This window comes from Gracilibacillus sp. JCM 18966 (genome assembly GCF_055392695.1).
Genome location: NZ_AP043883.1, coordinates 1,281,095 through 1,297,635, shown reverse-complemented (window position 1 = coordinate 1,297,635; position 16,541 = coordinate 1,281,095). Strand labels below are relative to the sequence as shown.

At 35.7% G+C, this 16,541-nt stretch carries 14 protein-coding genes and 1 pseudogene; 6 read left to right on the top strand and 9 right to left on the bottom strand.

Annotation, left to right across the window (positions count from 1 at the left end; translation table 11 throughout):
* The first annotated feature begins 59 nt into the window (after nucleotides 1-59).
* Nucleotides 60-374: a hypothetical protein gene (locus ACZ5N5_RS06250; protein ID WP_054789353.1), complete on the top strand. Its 315-nt coding sequence runs from the start codon at nucleotides 60-62 to the stop codon at nucleotides 372-374.
* A 174-nt stretch (nucleotides 375-548) separates the two neighbouring features.
* On the opposite strand, the gene ACZ5N5_RS06245 is transcribed toward ACZ5N5_RS06250, so the two are convergent.
* The 3 genes from ACZ5N5_RS06245 to ACZ5N5_RS06235 form a co-directional block, all read right to left on the bottom strand.
* Nucleotides 549-1,787 (bottom strand): IS256 family transposase, encoded by a 1,239-nt coding sequence (locus tag ACZ5N5_RS06245; protein ID WP_464373470.1) that lies wholly within the window; start codon nucleotides 1,785-1,787, stop codon nucleotides 549-551.
* Between the two features lie 202 nt (nucleotides 1,788-1,989).
* Nucleotides 1,990-2,301 (bottom strand): DUF3139 domain-containing protein, encoded by a 312-nt coding sequence (locus ACZ5N5_RS06240; protein WP_464373469.1) that lies wholly within the window; start codon nucleotides 2,299-2,301, stop codon nucleotides 1,990-1,992.
* 17 nt (nucleotides 2,302-2,318) lie between these two features.
* On the bottom strand, nucleotides 2,319-3,005 hold the full coding sequence (locus ACZ5N5_RS06235) for a helix-turn-helix transcriptional regulator (RefSeq protein WP_464373468.1): 687 nt from the start codon (nucleotides 3,003-3,005) through the stop codon (nucleotides 2,319-2,321).
* A gap of 112 nt (nucleotides 3,006-3,117) precedes the next feature.
* On the opposite strand from ACZ5N5_RS06235, the gene ACZ5N5_RS06230 reads away from it, so the two are divergent.
* Both ACZ5N5_RS06230 and ACZ5N5_RS06225 read left to right on the top strand, forming a co-directional pair.
* Nucleotides 3,118-3,669 carry a YiiX/YebB-like N1pC/P60 family cysteine hydrolase gene (locus ACZ5N5_RS06230; RefSeq protein WP_054788783.1) on the top strand — a complete coding sequence of 184 codons (552 nt, stop codon included), beginning with the start codon at nucleotides 3,118-3,120 and terminating at the stop codon, nucleotides 3,667-3,669.
* A gap of 493 nt (nucleotides 3,670-4,162) precedes the next feature.
* Nucleotides 4,163-4,700, top strand: a pseudogene (locus ACZ5N5_RS06225) (recombinase family protein).
* A 1,184-nt stretch (nucleotides 4,701-5,884) separates the two neighbouring features.
* On the opposite strand, the gene ACZ5N5_RS06220 reads toward ACZ5N5_RS06225, so the two are convergent.
* The gene (locus ACZ5N5_RS06220) at nucleotides 5,885-6,757 is read right to left on the bottom strand and encodes a LysR family transcriptional regulator (protein ID WP_464373467.1); all 873 of its coding nucleotides are present in this window, start codon (nucleotides 6,755-6,757) and stop codon (nucleotides 5,885-5,887) included.
* A gap of 126 nt (nucleotides 6,758-6,883) precedes the next feature.
* Between ACZ5N5_RS06220 and ACZ5N5_RS06215 the strand changes: the two genes are divergently transcribed.
* Complete coding sequence (locus ACZ5N5_RS06215; RefSeq protein ID WP_464373466.1) at nucleotides 6,884-8,059, top strand: MFS transporter; 1,176 nt, start codon at nucleotides 6,884-6,886, stop codon at nucleotides 8,057-8,059.
* Between the two features lie 314 nt (nucleotides 8,060-8,373).
* Here the strand turns inward: ACZ5N5_RS06215 and ACZ5N5_RS06210 are convergent, their stop codons facing one another.
* Together ACZ5N5_RS06210 and ACZ5N5_RS06205 are read right to left on the bottom strand one after the other, a co-directional pair.
* Nucleotides 8,374-10,299 carry an ABC transporter permease gene (locus ACZ5N5_RS06210; protein WP_464373465.1) on the bottom strand — a complete coding sequence of 642 codons (1,926 nt, stop codon included), beginning with the start codon at nucleotides 10,297-10,299 and terminating at the stop codon, nucleotides 8,374-8,376.
* Nucleotides 10,286-11,053, bottom strand: a complete 768-nt coding sequence (locus tag ACZ5N5_RS06205) for an ATP-binding cassette domain-containing protein (protein WP_054788780.1) — start codon at nucleotides 11,051-11,053, stop codon at nucleotides 10,286-10,288. Before ACZ5N5_RS06205 ends, ACZ5N5_RS06210 begins: the two co-directional genes overlap by 14 nt.
* A gap of 171 nt (nucleotides 11,054-11,224) precedes the next feature.
* Between ACZ5N5_RS06205 and ACZ5N5_RS06200 the strand changes: the two genes are divergently transcribed.
* Together ACZ5N5_RS06200 and ACZ5N5_RS06195 are read left to right on the top strand one after the other, a co-directional pair.
* A complete protein-coding gene (locus ACZ5N5_RS06200) occupies nucleotides 11,225-11,896 on the top strand; it encodes a response regulator transcription factor (RefSeq protein ID WP_277679045.1) in 672 nt (223 codons plus the stop codon).
* Nucleotides 11,893-12,918: a sensor histidine kinase gene (locus ACZ5N5_RS06195; RefSeq protein WP_464373464.1), complete on the top strand. Its 1,026-nt coding sequence runs from the start codon at nucleotides 11,893-11,895 to the stop codon at nucleotides 12,916-12,918. The genes ACZ5N5_RS06200 and ACZ5N5_RS06195 overlap by 4 nt, the downstream gene beginning before the upstream one ends.
* A 166-nt stretch (nucleotides 12,919-13,084) precedes the next feature.
* Here ACZ5N5_RS06195 and ACZ5N5_RS06190 read toward each other — a convergent pair whose 3' ends face one another.
* The 3 genes from ACZ5N5_RS06190 to ACZ5N5_RS06180 are packed head-to-tail and all read right to left on the bottom strand — an operon-like array spanning nucleotide 13,085 to nucleotide 16,521.
* A complete protein-coding gene (locus tag ACZ5N5_RS06190) occupies nucleotides 13,085-14,797 on the bottom strand; it encodes a hypothetical protein (protein ID WP_464373463.1) in 1,713 nt (570 codons plus the stop codon).
* A 28-nt stretch (nucleotides 14,798-14,825) separates the two neighbouring features.
* Complete coding sequence (locus tag ACZ5N5_RS06185) at nucleotides 14,826-15,659, bottom strand: carbohydrate ABC transporter permease (protein ID WP_054788779.1); 834 nt, start codon at nucleotides 15,657-15,659, stop codon at nucleotides 14,826-14,828.
* A complete protein-coding gene (locus tag ACZ5N5_RS06180) occupies nucleotides 15,652-16,521 on the bottom strand; it encodes a carbohydrate ABC transporter permease (RefSeq protein ID WP_464373462.1) in 870 nt (289 codons plus the stop codon). Before ACZ5N5_RS06180 ends, ACZ5N5_RS06185 begins: the two co-directional genes overlap by 8 nt.
* Between the last annotated feature and the right edge of the window lie 20 nt (nucleotides 16,522-16,541).

Below are 16,541 nucleotides of genomic sequence, written 5' to 3'. Positions count from 1 at the left end.
AAAAGTATGAAATAAAAGTAAGTCCTGTTATTTTCCGTTCATATGAAGGAAAGATTATCATGAGAAATCAAGATTATTATCAAACTGATTACTTTTATACGGAATTTCATGTGGTTTTTCAATGGGGAGAAGATATCCTGCTTCATGAACAGGAATACTCTAGTGATTTTAATAACATTGATAAAGAAGACTTAGAGATATCTGAACAGTCCACTGGCGAATTCCCATCAGACTCTCAAGCTTACTATAACGAAAGTGGGGAACCAGTTGCTTTAGAAGATATTAAAGAAATGTATGTGGTCATTCGTTGGGAAGGGGAAAATGAAGATAGGTTGCATGAAGAAAAAGTGATACTTACTTCTAGCACACCTTAAATGTATATAAGAGGGATGGATATAAGGACAATAATTGATATTATATTAAATAGGGAATATCAAAAACACATATGTGTGTTGATGTGACCCCAAAAGGGTAGACGTGTTATTCATTAGGCAGACTGTTGGGCATGAGGGTGATATTGAACGGGCTTGTCAAGAAAAGTGTGTAAGTTATTCTAAATACTTCAGCACACGTTCATTAAGGTGATCATGAATTAACAGCTGATTCATGACCATTGCCCATTGTTGAATATGGCCTCCTTCCCATTTATTTTCAAGTTCTTTGGTTCGTAAATATAATACTTTTAGAAGGGCGTTCTCGTTTGGGAATGCTCCTTTTTTTGTCACTTTTCTAAAGCTGGAATGTATACTTTCTACGGCATTCGTAGTGTACATAATTTTGCGTATCGCACTTCCATAATCAAATAATTGTTCCACATGGGAGAAGTTTCGTTTCCAAACGTCAACTGCTCCAGGATAGGTAGCCCATTGTTGTTGAAAGGTTTCAAATGCACTATGACATGCTTTAAGGCTTGGTGCTGCGTAAACCTTTTTTAATGCAGCAGTAAAAGCTTTATAGTCTTTACTTGGAACATACTTAATCGAATTTCTAATGAGATGAACCATACAGCGTTGTACGACAACTTGTGGAAAAATGGCACGAGCTCCATCTTCTAATCCACTTACTCCATCCATAGAAATAAAGAAAATATCTTCTACACCACGAGCTTTTATTTCATCAAAGATCTGCATCCATTTATGCTTACTTTCCGTTTCATTTAACCATAGACCAAGAATGTCTTTCTTTCCTTCCATGGTGTAGCCTAACATGGTATACACAGCATATTTCTTGGTTTCGTATTCATTACGTATCGTCGTATAAAGGCAATCTACAAACACAAAAGGATAACAGTTGCTTAAAGGACGACTTTGCCACTCTTCTAAATCAGGAAGCACTGTATCGGTAATATCGGATATCATTTCATGAGACACGGAGAAACCATAGATATCTTCGATAGTAGATGAAATATCTCGCTGAGACATTCCTCTTGCATACATGGAGATGACTTTATCCTCGATGGCAGAAATGTCTCTTTTACGCTTGGGAATAAGGTGTGGTTCAAATGAACCGTCACGATCACGAGGTACGGCAATATCCACTTCACCAGCTGTCGTTTTGACTGTCTTTTTTCCGTACCCGTTCCGTCTATTGTTTGTTTCCTTTTCTCCTTTATCATTGGATTCATAGCCCAAATGATGATTCATTTCACCTTTTAACATCGATTCAAACATCGGTCCGAATATGTCCTTTAATGCATGTTGCATATCTTCTACAGACTTTGGTTGATACTGTTCAATAATCTTGTTAGCTAATTCTACGGAGTTAGGATCTCTTTTGGGTTTGCCCATTTAAAACACTCCTTTAGCTTTATAGTTATTATTCTACCAAATAAAAAACTGTGTGAGTAAGAAACCGTACGCATTTCTTACTTACACAGTTAATATTACACTCCCAAAAGTTACAATCTTAATTAATTACAGGATAAGACTACCCATTTTTGAAATGGACTCTTATCCTGTAGTTTAAAGTTTTTTTCATTGAAGAATTTCCTTATTTCTCCTTAATATTAGTTTCACCTATATCATCAACAATATAATTTTTTATATTTCCATTCTTAAAGGTTACTACCACATCAAATTGCTTTCTAGCCTTAGGTATTTTTTCAGCATCTATATTCTGGATTTCTTCTTCATCATACCCGTTGTTGGTTAAATATTCAGTCATCTCTGATTCTACTTGATTTTCAAACTTTGAGATCAAACTCTGAGAAGGGAAATACCCGGTTTGATATCGAAAAATTTGAACCCCTATAATAGCAATAATTATAATTATAATAACTTTTAATATTTTAATTATCTTCATTTTATTTTAGCCACCTTTTAATTTAATGTTTTTAATAATAGATCTAATTTTTGTTTATAGAAATGGTTAATTAACTCAAATTTTGAATTGACTCCTATTTTCTCAAATGTGTTATGTAAATGAGCTCTAACTGTCGATTTACTGATATGTAATGTTTTCTGTATCTCATAATCTGTGTATCCGTTAATAATACATTCAAGAACTTGGCATTCTCTTTCACTTAAATTTTCATTAAATACATTAACATTTGAATCACTAACTATACTTTTTAGTTTGCTCAATTTGTTAGAATACATGAACTCATTGACTATATATCTCGCTGTAAGGTCCAATGAAATGATATCGTTTTGATTTATAGTATTATTTGAAAAGAAGCCTAAAAAACCAACTATCCTGTCACTAATTATAATTGGTCTAGCCACGGATTTAATATTATACTTATTTAAAATTTCATGATCATACGTCATGATACTGTGATTATGCTTAGCTAAATAAAAAGCATTTTTTTGACTTGAAGTTGTAGATATATTTTCCTTAACGTAGCAATAAATCTTTTTCTCAAGTTTATTATAGTAATAAATTGGTACTAAGTCGAAATCAGTTAATAATAATAGTTTTCTATGGAGAATATATTCATAATTACTATTATTTACTATTATTTTGTTTATAATAGTACTAAGATTTATATGAATATCTTCATACATAATTTCCCCCCCCAACGTAGTACAAAATCTATCATAATATGACATCAATGACAATATTATTATGTGTTAAGTTTTGGTAAAGTTGTATTGTATTTACCAAAGGAGGGATAGTATGAAGAATATTCTTGTAAAATTCATGTTCACATCATTGATCGCACTAGCACTACTTTTAGGAGTAGATTTTAAGGTGGCAGAAGCTGCTACATATCCAGGGACAAGCATTACAGTCAAACCTGGAGATGTACTCTACACATCAAAGAAAACAACAGATTATTTAACTGGACACGTAGCAATAGTCAATGACTACAATCGTGTGGTACACGCACCTGGTACCGCAAATCCTGGTTTGGAATCTATCAGTGTAAATTCGTTTTTTAGTAGGTTTCATACTATAGACGTGTGGAGAGCTAGAAGTTCATCAAAAGGACAAAATGCTGCTCAATATTCTCGTACCCTATTTTACAGATATGGAAATTCTGATTATACTGTTTTTACACCACTAGCAGGTAATTTTTATGACCAGTATTGTACAAAATTGGTATGGCAATCTTATTATTATGGTGCATCTATTAATTTGGGAGATATTTCACTTACAAAATATACTGTACCGCCAACATGGGTGCTAGATAATGATTATTTAAGAAAAGTAGCAAATAATTTATAATATGTATTCAATCTAACTAACATTTATATACAATGAAAGATGATCTCTAGATATTTAGGGATCATTTTTTTATGTATTGAATGAACAAGCCTAGTTTTTTACATACGTTATTTCAATTCATTTTTCAACTTTGGCTTCCAATTTTCATGCTTTTTTAAAAAGACATAAATCATAAATTCATACAATCGGCAAAACATGGGTTATTGACAAATATCAAGATAACTCAAGTAAACATACACCATAAACTTTATTTTAGCATAATCGGAATTTTACTGGATATTGAAGCAATAGGAAAGGGAGATTAGGATACTTAGTATTAAATTAAGATTGCAAGAGGTGAAAGAATAATAATGAAATGAATAACTCAAAATTGCATTATTCGGTTTTGTAAAGTTGGCCATGAATAACAGGATTAAAATCGTTCGTCTTTTACCTTTCAAAATGCCAGCTGCAGCTCCATTTTCTCCTGGTATTAGAGAGTGAAAACCGAACGATAAAGAAAAAGACATTCGTTTTTTGGAGAGATCAAATACAACAGCTAAAAAAAGAAGGCTGTGAAAAAATTTATCAAGATAAGTTTACTGGTACAAAAAAAGAAAGACCATCCTTTCAAGAATTACTTCAGGAGCTAAAAAAAGGAGACACCTTAGTCGTCACTAAGCTAGATCGCTTTGCTCGATCAACCGTTGATGGTATTAATACTATAAAAGAATTGTTTGAACGAGGAGTAAAAGTCCATGTGTTGAATATGGGTTTAGTGGAAGATACACCAACTGGTAGGCTTATTTTTAATGTGATGAGTGCTTTTGCTGAATTTGAAAGAGACATGATTGTGGAACGCACGCAAGAAGGAAAAGCTATAGCTAAGCAACGTGATGATTTTCGAGAAGGCAGACCAAAGAAATATAAAAAAGCACAAATAGACCTCGCTTTAAAATTATTAGAAAATCACTCATATAAGGAAGTAACAGACAAAACGGGGATCTCTCAATAGTACACTAATACGTGCCAAAAGAAGAAAAAGCTTATGAAATTAATCTCTATTTAACTATAGAAAGAAAGCTTAAGCTTTTCAGTTTGCTTAAGCAAATAGGATGGGAGGAATATTCATGAGTTACAATGCCATCAATTATGTTGCAGGAAAATGTCATTACGAAAGAGAGAATATGGGATATTCTTTATTGTTTTAGGAATCTCTGTTGCTATATAGGGGTACCGTTTGATAAAATAATAAGAACCTGATACTAATAACAAAACAACTACAATACCTAATAAGTATTTTTTCCGTTTTTTCATATAATCACCTTATTTTACATGTTTCCTATACTCTATTTATAAATAGGGAAGCATAAAATAACTCCACAAGATTTTAATTTTTCCTAAAGGGGTCTCGCCAAAATTTTGTAAAGCAAGAAGTAAGTTAATCTACGAAAATTGCTTGTTATGTGTACGTAAAAAATTAGAAAAAGAATCGTAGTATAAAAAACTTTAAAACGGGGCCCAGCCAGAGAATAACTTGACAATGTGTAATTATAGGGAGAAAATATAAATAAGATTTATTTATAAATTCTGCTTGTTTTTAAACGTTCTTTGTTAAGTGCTTTCTAATGAAATTGATACTTAAAACTAACTCATTCGAATAATCGGAAGTATATATGGATAGAATGGGGGAGATCGAATTGGAAAAAAGCATCATTAAGGTATTTACTTATACATTTATAGTTTGTTTTTTGGCTTTGTTATTAATCAGAGAAAGAGTAGAAAATGTACAAGACACTAACGGATTTTATTCCCCCGTGGTAACTCCCTATGCTGATTATTTTTTAAACATTTTTCGAGATTCTATTAAAGCTTCGATAGTAGTTCTAATTATATTCCTCATATATAAGTTAGTTACAAAAAAATTAAGAAATAATGTGGTTTAGCAGCTGTTGATTTAATTAAAATCAACAGCTTTTTTATTTGCAATCAATAACACCCCAAAAAATCCAGTTTATTTAAAAATGGTAGATAGTATTTAATTTTATACATATAAATCAACCTACAACCTCTCCTTCTATAAAAAATTGCGATGAAATTAGGAATTTTTTCATTTCTCTATTAAAGCCCCCAGTTTCCTTAAAAAACATTTTGCCTAACCTGCTCCGCTAAATCCCCCACCATAACGATTTCTGTCGCCTTGATTTTCTTCCTAATGAATCTATCATATACTACTTTATTCCGCATAATACGCAATAAGAAAATCACGAAATGAGCGTGCTGCTTCAGACAAATGGCGATTTTCTATCCATACTAAATGAAATGTACGCTCACAAATGGGTTGCTCAATTGGTAACAAAATGGTGGAAGAATCTTTTTCCATAGCGTCTTTCGTCATAAAAGCGATGCCAATTCCAGCTTGAACAAAGCTATCAATCGCCCTAAGTTCATCTACTTCACAAGTAATATTAGGTTCAAAACCAGCATCCATACAAAATTGATTAGTCAGCTCACGAAAATGATCAGTGGCTTTTAAATTTATGAAAGATTCATCCACCACTTCGCTCAAATGTATACCACTTCTTTTAGCTAGTTGGTGATTGGGTGGAACAGCCAAAAATATTTCTTCAGTAAGAAAAGGAATTTTTTCAATTCCCTTCTGCTTTATAGGTCCAGAAGTGATAAAAAAGTCAATCTCTCCATCTTGAAGAAGCTTCAAATTTTCCTCGTCTGAAGGAGATTGTTTAATGCGTAAGTTGGTCTCGGGAAAGATGGATAAAAATGAGCTCACTAATATTGCATCACACTTATGATCCGTTGAGGATAAAACAGCCCTCCTACTTTCTAACCCCGCTTGATCCTCAATTTGACGTTTTCCCTCTTCTAATGCGGAAAGCGCAATATCTACTTGCTTCAGAAAGGTATAACCAAACGAATTGAGTTTAATTTGGCGCTTTTGGCGGTCAAAAAGTGGAACTCCTAAATCCTTTTCTAGCCGAGCAATCGTTTTACTTAATGCAGGCTGAGCGATATGGAGTTCTTCGGCCGCTTTACTTAAATGCTCCATCCTAGCCACTTTTTGAAAATATTTTAACTGCAACAATTCCATGAACTAAACCCCCTTTCATATACTTAAAGGAATATTTATATATATAAATATATATTTTAATTTATTGATTATCAAGCGTAGAATATAACTTATGTTAGGAAATATATTTCGAAGGGGACTTAAATAATGAACAAGTTAAGTATATACCTATTAACATTAGGCACATTTTTAATTGGAACCACTGAGATGATCGTCGCTGGCATTGTTCATATGATTGCTGACCACTTTCATATTACCATTGCACTTGCCGGCCAACTTGTAAGTGCATTTTCCTTAGCATTTGCTATTGGTACACCGATTATAGTTACTCTCACTTCACGATTTGATCGAAAAAAAGTTCTGTTAGGAACACTTAGTTTGTTTATGCTCGGAAATTTGATATCTACTTGGAGCCCAAATTTTACAACCCTTCTACTATCAAGGGTTTTACTTGGAATAAGTGCTGGTGTATTTATCGTCGTAGCGACTAGTGTTGCTGCAAAATTGGTTCCACCCGAAAAAATGGGGAATGCTGTTAGCACAGTTTCCATTGGATTCGGCACCTCACTCGTTTTAGGCGTACCTTTAGGCATTATGATCAGTCAATGGTTAGGTTGGAAATTAGTCTTTGCTTTATTAGCTATCCTCTGTTTGTTGATCTTGATCGCTCTTGTCCGTTTGCTTCCATCTCTACCTGGGGAATCGCCTGTCCCCCTTAAAGAACAATTTTCTATTTTAAAGAACCGTAAAATTGTAGGAGGATTACTCATCTTCTTATTCTTAATCGCTGGATACGGCGCTGCCTATACTTACCTAGCGCCCTTTTTACAGGAAACTGTTCAGTTGGATACATCTGCTATTAGTATGGCGATGCTCATTTTTGGGGCATTTGCATTGATTGGCACAAAGGTTGGTGGTATTGGTGCAGATCAATGGGGAACAGTGAAAACCATCATTTCCAGCATAGCCATTCATGTCATTGCTTTAATCCTATTGCCACTATTTACGGGAACTATCTATGGCACTTTAATAGTTGCTGCGATTTGGATTGGCGCTGCCAACATAACCATACCAGCATTACAAACGTATTTTATTCAACAAGCTCCTCGTTCTTCGGATCTGGCGCTTAGTGCAAGCTCCTCCATTGCACAGCTTGGATTAGCGATAGGAGCTGGATTAGGCGGAATTACTGTCAACTCCTTAGGAGCAACTGTCTACAATCCATGGATTAGTAGCATCGTTGTTTTACTAGGACTGTGCGTTGCGTGGGTAACTTTTATAAAACAAAAGCATTTCATATGGCAGTCACCTCAAAACAGATAATCGAATGAGCCTGGGACAAAAGAGTAATCAACATGGGGAAATCCGAACATTGAGATTTCTGCACATAATCGCTCCGTCAAAATACTCCGCTTTCCGTGGGCACGGCCTCAGCTAACTTTGCAAAGAAGACCACTTTGCAAAGTGGATCTTCAGCTCGTGCTGTTCCCACTGGAGTCTCCGTATTTTGACTACGCTAGGTTAGAATATTGTTCGGATTATCATTCTTTCTATTTAGTTTTGTCCCACTCTCATTTATATACAATATTTAAGGTGCCTGCTCGGCTAACGTACCCTATATTAGAGGACGATTCTTTTTACTTATTCACCATTTTATTGTAGGTATTAACTGTCAACACATAATAACCTAGGTAGATCATAACAAAGGCGATCATGGCTGTGAGGATGGGAACAATAATACTAGCACCTATCAGATCTGAGATAAAGTTGGTAGTAAAATTTAAGATAATACTACCGTGCAAGATTCCTAGTAATAAAGGCAACCCGAACACAAAAAATGTCTGCTTGCGGATGGAATTTCGAATATCTTTTTTACTGACGCCAAGCTTGCGCAGAATCTCATAATTATCCTTGGCTTCATTGGCTTCAGTCAGTTGTTTAAAATAAATGATACTCCCCGTAGCCGCTAAGAACACAAGACCTAGGAATCCCAAGATGAAAAGCATTAATGCGTTCCCTTCTTTTCCTTCTTTATAGTCCATGTAAAAGGATGATGATACTTGAAAATCTTGCCCAACTATTTCTTCAAATTTTTTAGATGTAGCTTCTGTCGTTTTTTCATCTTCCACTTCGTAAGCGTTGTAGATTAAAGCTTCCTTTTGCTTAACAACTTCAGCAAATGTGTCGTTGCTAACCACGACATAGAAATCTGGATAATTAAATGGTAAAACACTGCCTACTATCATATTAGTAATTTCCAAGGTTCGTTTACCCTGTCGCAAATTTAATGCTATTTCTTTATTCAGAAAGGTTTCCTCCGTATATTCAGTTAATCTTGGTCGGATTACTGCTGCTTGATTTCCTGATAAGGTGACCATTTGCTCTCTATCCAAGGCTTTCGAAACTTCATTAAAAGTAGAGGCAGAGAGAACTTTCACCGGATTCCATTCATAATCTAATGGAAACAAAAGCTCTCCCGTTACTTCTATAATAGGAACTTCCAGCTCTGCTTTGACCGGATGCTCGTTATCATTTACTATAATATTTTTTACTTTCGCATCAAACTCCTGTCCTTTGGATAAGTGTACATAGCTGAACGGCACCATTTCTTCCGCATTTTTTTCATTACTGTAGTAACCACTATAAGTGACACCGAAGAAGCTAATGGTTGCCGCACTCAATAATGCGATGACCGTAAATGTACGAGCATTTCCTCTAATACGATGTAGCAACTGGGATGTCTCAATTAACCTTGTTCCTTTGTATAAATGTGACTTATTTCGTTTAGATAATTTTAATAAAAATACTGTCACAGAGCGGAAAAATAAATGGGTTCCAATAATTAGCGCAACTAGTGCAACTCCGTAATTTTTCATTAAATATTCAATGGTAAGCTCATCAGGGAATTGCCTTAATATGAGCAAGTAGCTACCTACAAGCAAAATTACCGCCATTATAGTGGAAACAAGAGAGGACTTCGGTTCCTGTTCTCCTTGCTTCTCTGCATGGAATAGTTCAATTAATTTAAAACGAAAAATCAAACGATAACCTTGAAAGGACGTAAATAAGATGATTACCATAAATACAATAGCCGTTTGCATAATTGCTTGAATGGATATACCGAAGTCTATTTCAGCAGCTGACCCCATTAGATTAACCAATATCATAGAAAACAGGTTAGATAATAATGTTCCGAGCAAAATCCCAATTACTAATGCGATGAAACCCATTATTAAATTTTCATAGAAGAGCATTTTCCCAATCGTCTTCTTAGGTAGTCCAAGCATGGAATACAAGCCAACTTCTTTTTTCCTTTGTCTTGTGAAAAAGGAATTCGAATACAAAATAAAGACAGCTACAAAGAGAATGAGTACGACAGATGATACCATAAACATAAAGCTCATCGTATCAGACAGCTCAATGCTGTCTTGGATTTTCTCACTATACTGTAACGAAACAAACGTATAATAAATCACAATGCTGAAAACAAGCGAAATAAAATAAACGAGGTAATTACCATAATTCCCTTTCATATTTTTACCGGCTAAACTAAATAATGTCATTTGCTCCACCTCCGAGCGCAGACAATACATCCAGCAATTTGTCGAAATATTCTTTGCGAGATTTCTTTCCTTTTACTAGTTCTGTGAAAAGCTGCCCATCTTTAATAAATAGGACACGACCACAATAGCTCGCTGCGTACGCATCATGTGTGACCATTAGAATCGTAGCCTGATCATTTTCAACGAGCTCTTTCAAACTTTCTAAAAGTTCTGTTGTCGACTTGGAATCTAATGCACCTGTAGGTTCATCTGCCAGTATAAGACTAGGCTTCGTAACAATTGCCCGAGCCGCTGCTGTTCGCTGTTTTTGTCCGCCAGATACCTGATAGGGGTATTTATCTAAAATAGAGCTTATCCCGAATCTATTCGCGACTGTGATCACTCTATTCTCTAATTCTATCGGGTTCATTTTTGCTAACGCGAGTGGAAGGACAATATTTTCTTTAATGGTTAAAGTATTTAAAAGGTTATAATCCTGAAAAATAAACCCTAGTTTATCGCGCCTAAAGGAGGATAGCTGCTCCTCATCCATGTTCATCATATTTGTTCCGTCAATGGTAATAACACCAGATGTTGCTTCATCAATGGTTGCCAATATATTTAAGAGCGTAGATTTTCCAGCACCTGAAGGACCCATAATTCCTACAAATTCCCCTTGTTTTACTGTTAAATCAATCTCATCCAATGCGGAAAATACATTTCCCTTTGCTCCATATATCTTCTTCACACGTTTTGCATCTACTATTGTTTTCATTTATTTCTCCTCCTTTTGAGAGTTTCCTTTTTTATCTTAAATTTATTCTACTATAACGATTGGTTATCTAATCTTACAGTTATTCCTGTCAATCTTACAATTTTGTCACTACGATGCAAAAAGGGCTGAATTCCGTTACTATTAGATATAAGAAAGGCTGGGGTGGGTGCGATGAAAATTATGATCATAGAAGATGAACCAATGATCAGAGATTTACTAGGAGAAACAATTGAAAAATGGGGATTGGAAGTAGTTAAATTAGAAGCATTTGATATGGTATTGCAGGAATTTTTAAAGGAAAAGCCTAATCTTTTATTATTAGATATTAATCTTCCCTCATTTGATGGATTTTACTGGTGTAACCAAATTAGAGAGGTTTCCAAGGTACCTATCATTTTTATTTCATCGCGTAACACATCAATGGACATGATTATGGCAATGAATATGGGTGGCGATGACTTTATTCAAAAACCGTTTGATATGGATGTATTAATGGCCAAAGTGAATGCTCTCCTACGCAGATCCTATTCGTATACGGATACACAATCACACGTACTTGAGCATAATGGGATAGTCTTGGATTTAAGGAGCTGGGATGTGTATTGTGCAGATGAAAAGGCAGAACTAACGAAAACAGAGTTCATAATTTTAAAGCTCCTAATCCAAAACAAAGGGAACATCGTCCATCGAAAAAAGATCATGCGGACACTTTGGAAGGATGAAAGCTTTGTAGATGACAATACCTTAACCGTAAACGTTAATCGATTACGCAAAAAATTAGCTGCATTTGGTAAAGAGGATTATATTACCACCAAAAAAGGCGAGGGGTATGTCATCCAATGAGTTTTTTAGAATATATAAAAGATAAACGTTATTTTCTACTATTTTACATGATCATCATGTTCTTCATATCGCTGATCATGTTTGTCGGTTTTCATCAAGTAAATCCATTTAACAAAATTGTATATACCAACATTGTCTGCTTAGTTATTGCATGCCTGTACATTACCATTGGATATTTCTATAGAAGGAAGTTTTACCAGGAAATCAAGGACTTGATTGAAAGTAGCCAGGAAGAGACGATAGCCATGATGCCAGAAGCCCAGAATAACGAGCAGAAGCTAATCTTAAACTTGTTAAAAAATAAACATAAGCAGCATGCTAGCCAATTAGAAACATTATATGATCAAAAACGCGATCAACAGGAGTTTATTATGTCTTGGATTCATGAAGTGAAGATCCCGATAGCAGCAAGCCGTCTATTAATGGAAAACAGTGAAAATAAGACAACAGATTTTCTAATCGATAAATTAGAGGATGAACTCCATAAAATTGATGATTACGTTGAACAAGCCCTTTACTACTCTCGGATTGATTCATTTTCTAAGGACTATTTTATATCTGAGGTGAATACCAATCAACTTATCAAAAAAAGTGTAAAAAAATACGCCAAGCTATTTATTAATAAAGGGATTCATTTGGAAATGGATGACACAGAACAGCTTGTCCAAAGTGATAAAAAGTGGTTTGTGTTCATTATTGATCAACTGTTGGCAAATGCTTTAAAGTATACCGATGAGGGTGGCACGATTACTGTTCTATTCGAAGAAGACAGCAAGGAAAAACGACTTGTTATTCAAGATAACGGAATTGGTATTGCGCCCGAAGATATCGATCGTGTATTTGAAAAAGGATTTACCGGAGTTACTGGAAGAAATGATGCTAAATCCACTGGAATGGGCTTATATCTTGCTAAACAATTGGCGAATAAATTAGGCCACAAAATTTCAGTTGAATCAGAAATGCATGAATACACGAGACTTACGATTCATTTTCCTAAAATCCGAAATTACTATCAGTTTTAATGATTGACAAAGCTATATGGTTATAAAGAAATCGCGGGAATCATTGCTTAGATGCCTCCCACGATTTTTATTTAAAGTCACCGAAATTCTCCCCAAGATAAAATATGGTGACTAAAAACTGTAACCAATTAAAGCTAAGCTCCTTACCCTGTATGACATTCATCTTTTAAACAGTTATCAAAAACCGTTTATTCACAGGAGAAAGGACATTCACTCGATACTCCTGAATATTCTCACTACTGTTCATGCTACCTAAAGACTTTTGCCAATGCTCATATGCTCCCAGCGAAATCGCCATGCGATCATTGCCCTCACGGATACCTAGCTGACCATCCTTCCAGAAGTAGTTATTCTTATCAATTTCACTAACACCATCCGAACGAATCATTGCCTCCTTATTAAAAATAAAGACAACCTGTATAAAAACATCCTCTAACGGATCGGTTTGTAAAGCTATCGTCCAATTATTTTCTTCCTTCAAGATATCTACACTTATTTGGAGGAATTGTGTATGGGTCGGTGGCCTTAATTGATGAGGAAGTAAGTACCATGTGCTTCTTTCCCCTTCCTGATTCGTGTACGAGCTTGGCAGTGGTCCTGTATAGCCCTTCTCTAAAGTAGTGGATAACCGGTAACCACCTTCTATCCTATGAATAGCATCAAATTCAACGACACCTGGTGAAAAGCTTGTATAGATTTGTGTTCCTAATAATTTTGCCTTTCCATTGTGCAAGGAAAAAATCGATGGATTCATTCCCATAATAGTTGCACTTCTATTTTGCTTTCGATATCTTACGGTTTGGGCACCGAATGATCGGTGCATACTGCTATGGGCTATTTTCGAATGGTGACCCACCTCATCCATTTTATCCAAGCTTTCCTTCACCGGATAATTTTCGTTAATGAAAACCTCGTACTCCTTTGGTAGCTCTGCCTTCTCCACTTTTTCTTCTTGCAAAAATGGAAACGACAAATAGCCGAGCATTAGATGGTTATTGACAGGTCCTACTTCACTCAATCGATCTAATGCTAATTCAGCCATCGCCATATATTGCGGGTTATCATCCTTGTATGCCATTAAATGATAGATTAAATGATATGGGGTTAGATCATATCGGTTCCCTAAATCCTGTCTGCCAGAGTAATCTGTTACAATCTCTCCATCTGGATGCACAAGAAACTTCATCATATCAAGGTTTTCTCTAATATATTGGAATAATGCTGGTTTGCCCAACAATGATGCCGTGTGATATAGACATATATTACTGACAGAATTGTAGATTCCGTTACTGCGCTCTGTCCATTCCCCGTCTTTCGTTATATCCATGCCTTCCTGTAGCCATTGCTCCGCCCTTTCCTTTAAGGCGGGGTCCTCGAAAATGGTGTAAAGATGGGAAAGCGCAGAGGTTAACACCCATCGATGGTTAGGCGTATGACAACCACCTGTTAACATTGCTGGGATCGTTCTTTTAAGAAATAAGTTTACTTTTTCAGCCAATCTAGAACCATCTTTTTGTAGTAACCAATATATTTGGGCAAAACCTGTTATGATAAATGCCGTATCTGGTGGGGAATGGTAATTTGTCCAGCCTGGTGATATCGTCCCATCCTCGTGCTGCTGGGTTAACATATAATCTAATGCCAATTCCATTCTCTCTGCTAGTTCATGGGAATGATAGTATTCAGCATCTGCATTCACATAGGAGCATACCCAACTTCCTATTACACTACACGTACCCGTATGACTAGGACTTGGAATCCCAGTAGCTTGATTCGTAATTCCGCCAAAGTATTTACTATTTTTATCCATCACTTGATGTTCTAATTGACTTTCCGTTATGTCATCATTTTTCTCGACTATTTGGTGATACCATTTCATTACCTTACCTCCCTAAGATATCCCTATTCTATCCTTTGAGTCCGGATGTAGCGCCTGTATCCATGATATAACGCTGGAATACAATAAAAATGAGAATCATTGGAACAAGTGAGATGATAGAGGATGAAAGCAGTAGCACCCAATCAATATTATCTGCTCCAATTAAGCTACGTAATGCGATTTGTACCGTATATTTATTAGGGTCACTTAGTACAATGAGTGGCCAAATATAATCATTCCATCGCCATTGAAACGAGAATATCGCTAATGTGATCACGACAGGCTTTGCGATTGGTAGCATTAATCCGAAAAAGATTCTACCCTCATTCGCTCCATCAATCCTTGCTGATTCGATTAAATCATTTGGTACTGTCATGAAGTACTGCCGAAACATGAATATACCTGTCGCCGTATTGATCGAAGGAATAATTAACCCAGATAAGCTATCATATAGACCGAGATCTAGGATGACAGAGAAGGTAGGAGTCATGATAACCTCTGTTGGTAGCATCGTTGTCGCGAGCATACAGATCAAAAAGACATTTAACCACTTATAATGGTATTTCGCTAAGGCATATCCACACGTTGCACTTGCAATGACCGTTAATACAGTGGTAATAATCGCTACGACTAAGGTGTTCCAAAAATATTTAATAAACTCCATTGTAGACCATGAATATACAAAACCATCAACGGTTGGATTTTCCGGAATAATAGATAGAGGATACGAAAACAATTCACTTCCTGGTTTTAGGGAACTTAATAGTAGCCAAAGAATAGGGAAAAGGTACATTAAAGCAACGATAAACAGTGCCGTAGTCAACATGACGGTAGAAAATCTATCGGTTAATTTACTATTCATCTACCCTTCCCCCTTTCGCAAATTTAAATTGGATTAATGAGAAAACTAACAGGATCACAAATAACACCATCGATGCGGCACTTGCATATCCTACCCTCATTTGGTCAAAGCCTGTTTCATAGATATATTGCACAATAAACGTCGTGTCCGTTCCTGGTCCACCATTTGTTAAGGATTGAACCATCGGGAACTCCTTCATTAAATTAAAGACAGCTAATAAAATGATTAAGAAAGAGGTTGATCGAATGGAAGGAAGCGTAATATGCCAGAATTTTTGCCATCCTGAACCCCCATCCACATCTGCCGCTTCATATAACGATTGAGGGATACTAATAATCGCCCCTATAAATATCAGCATATTAAAAGCGGTACCTCCCCATGCCGTTGCAAATAAAACAACGATGAAGGCAAAATTACCATTGGATGACCACGGAACCGGGTCTCCGCCAATCAATTGAATGATAAAATTAACAAAACCAAAGCTCTCCCCAAACATCCATCTCCAAAGCACCCCTACGACAATCGGAGAAACTAACCATGGAAAGAAGAAAATAATCTTAGCGACATTTTTACCCTTCGTATGCTTGCTTGTAAGCATCACCGATACAAATAAGGAGGTGACATAGACTAACGGAACACCTAATGCCGTGTAGATAAATGTTCTTGATAAAGCCTTATAAAAGCTAGAATCTTGAAATAGATTGATATAATTATCCAACCCGATAAATGTGGCTACATTCCCGTTGTATTCGGTTAAAGAATAATAGACGCCTAAAATAGCTGGCCATGCAAAAAAGATTAAAAACAACACGAGGTTTGCAGCGATAAATAAAAACGCCCATTTTTTATTCGTATCCTTCATGGAGTTCGCCCCCCTTTCGT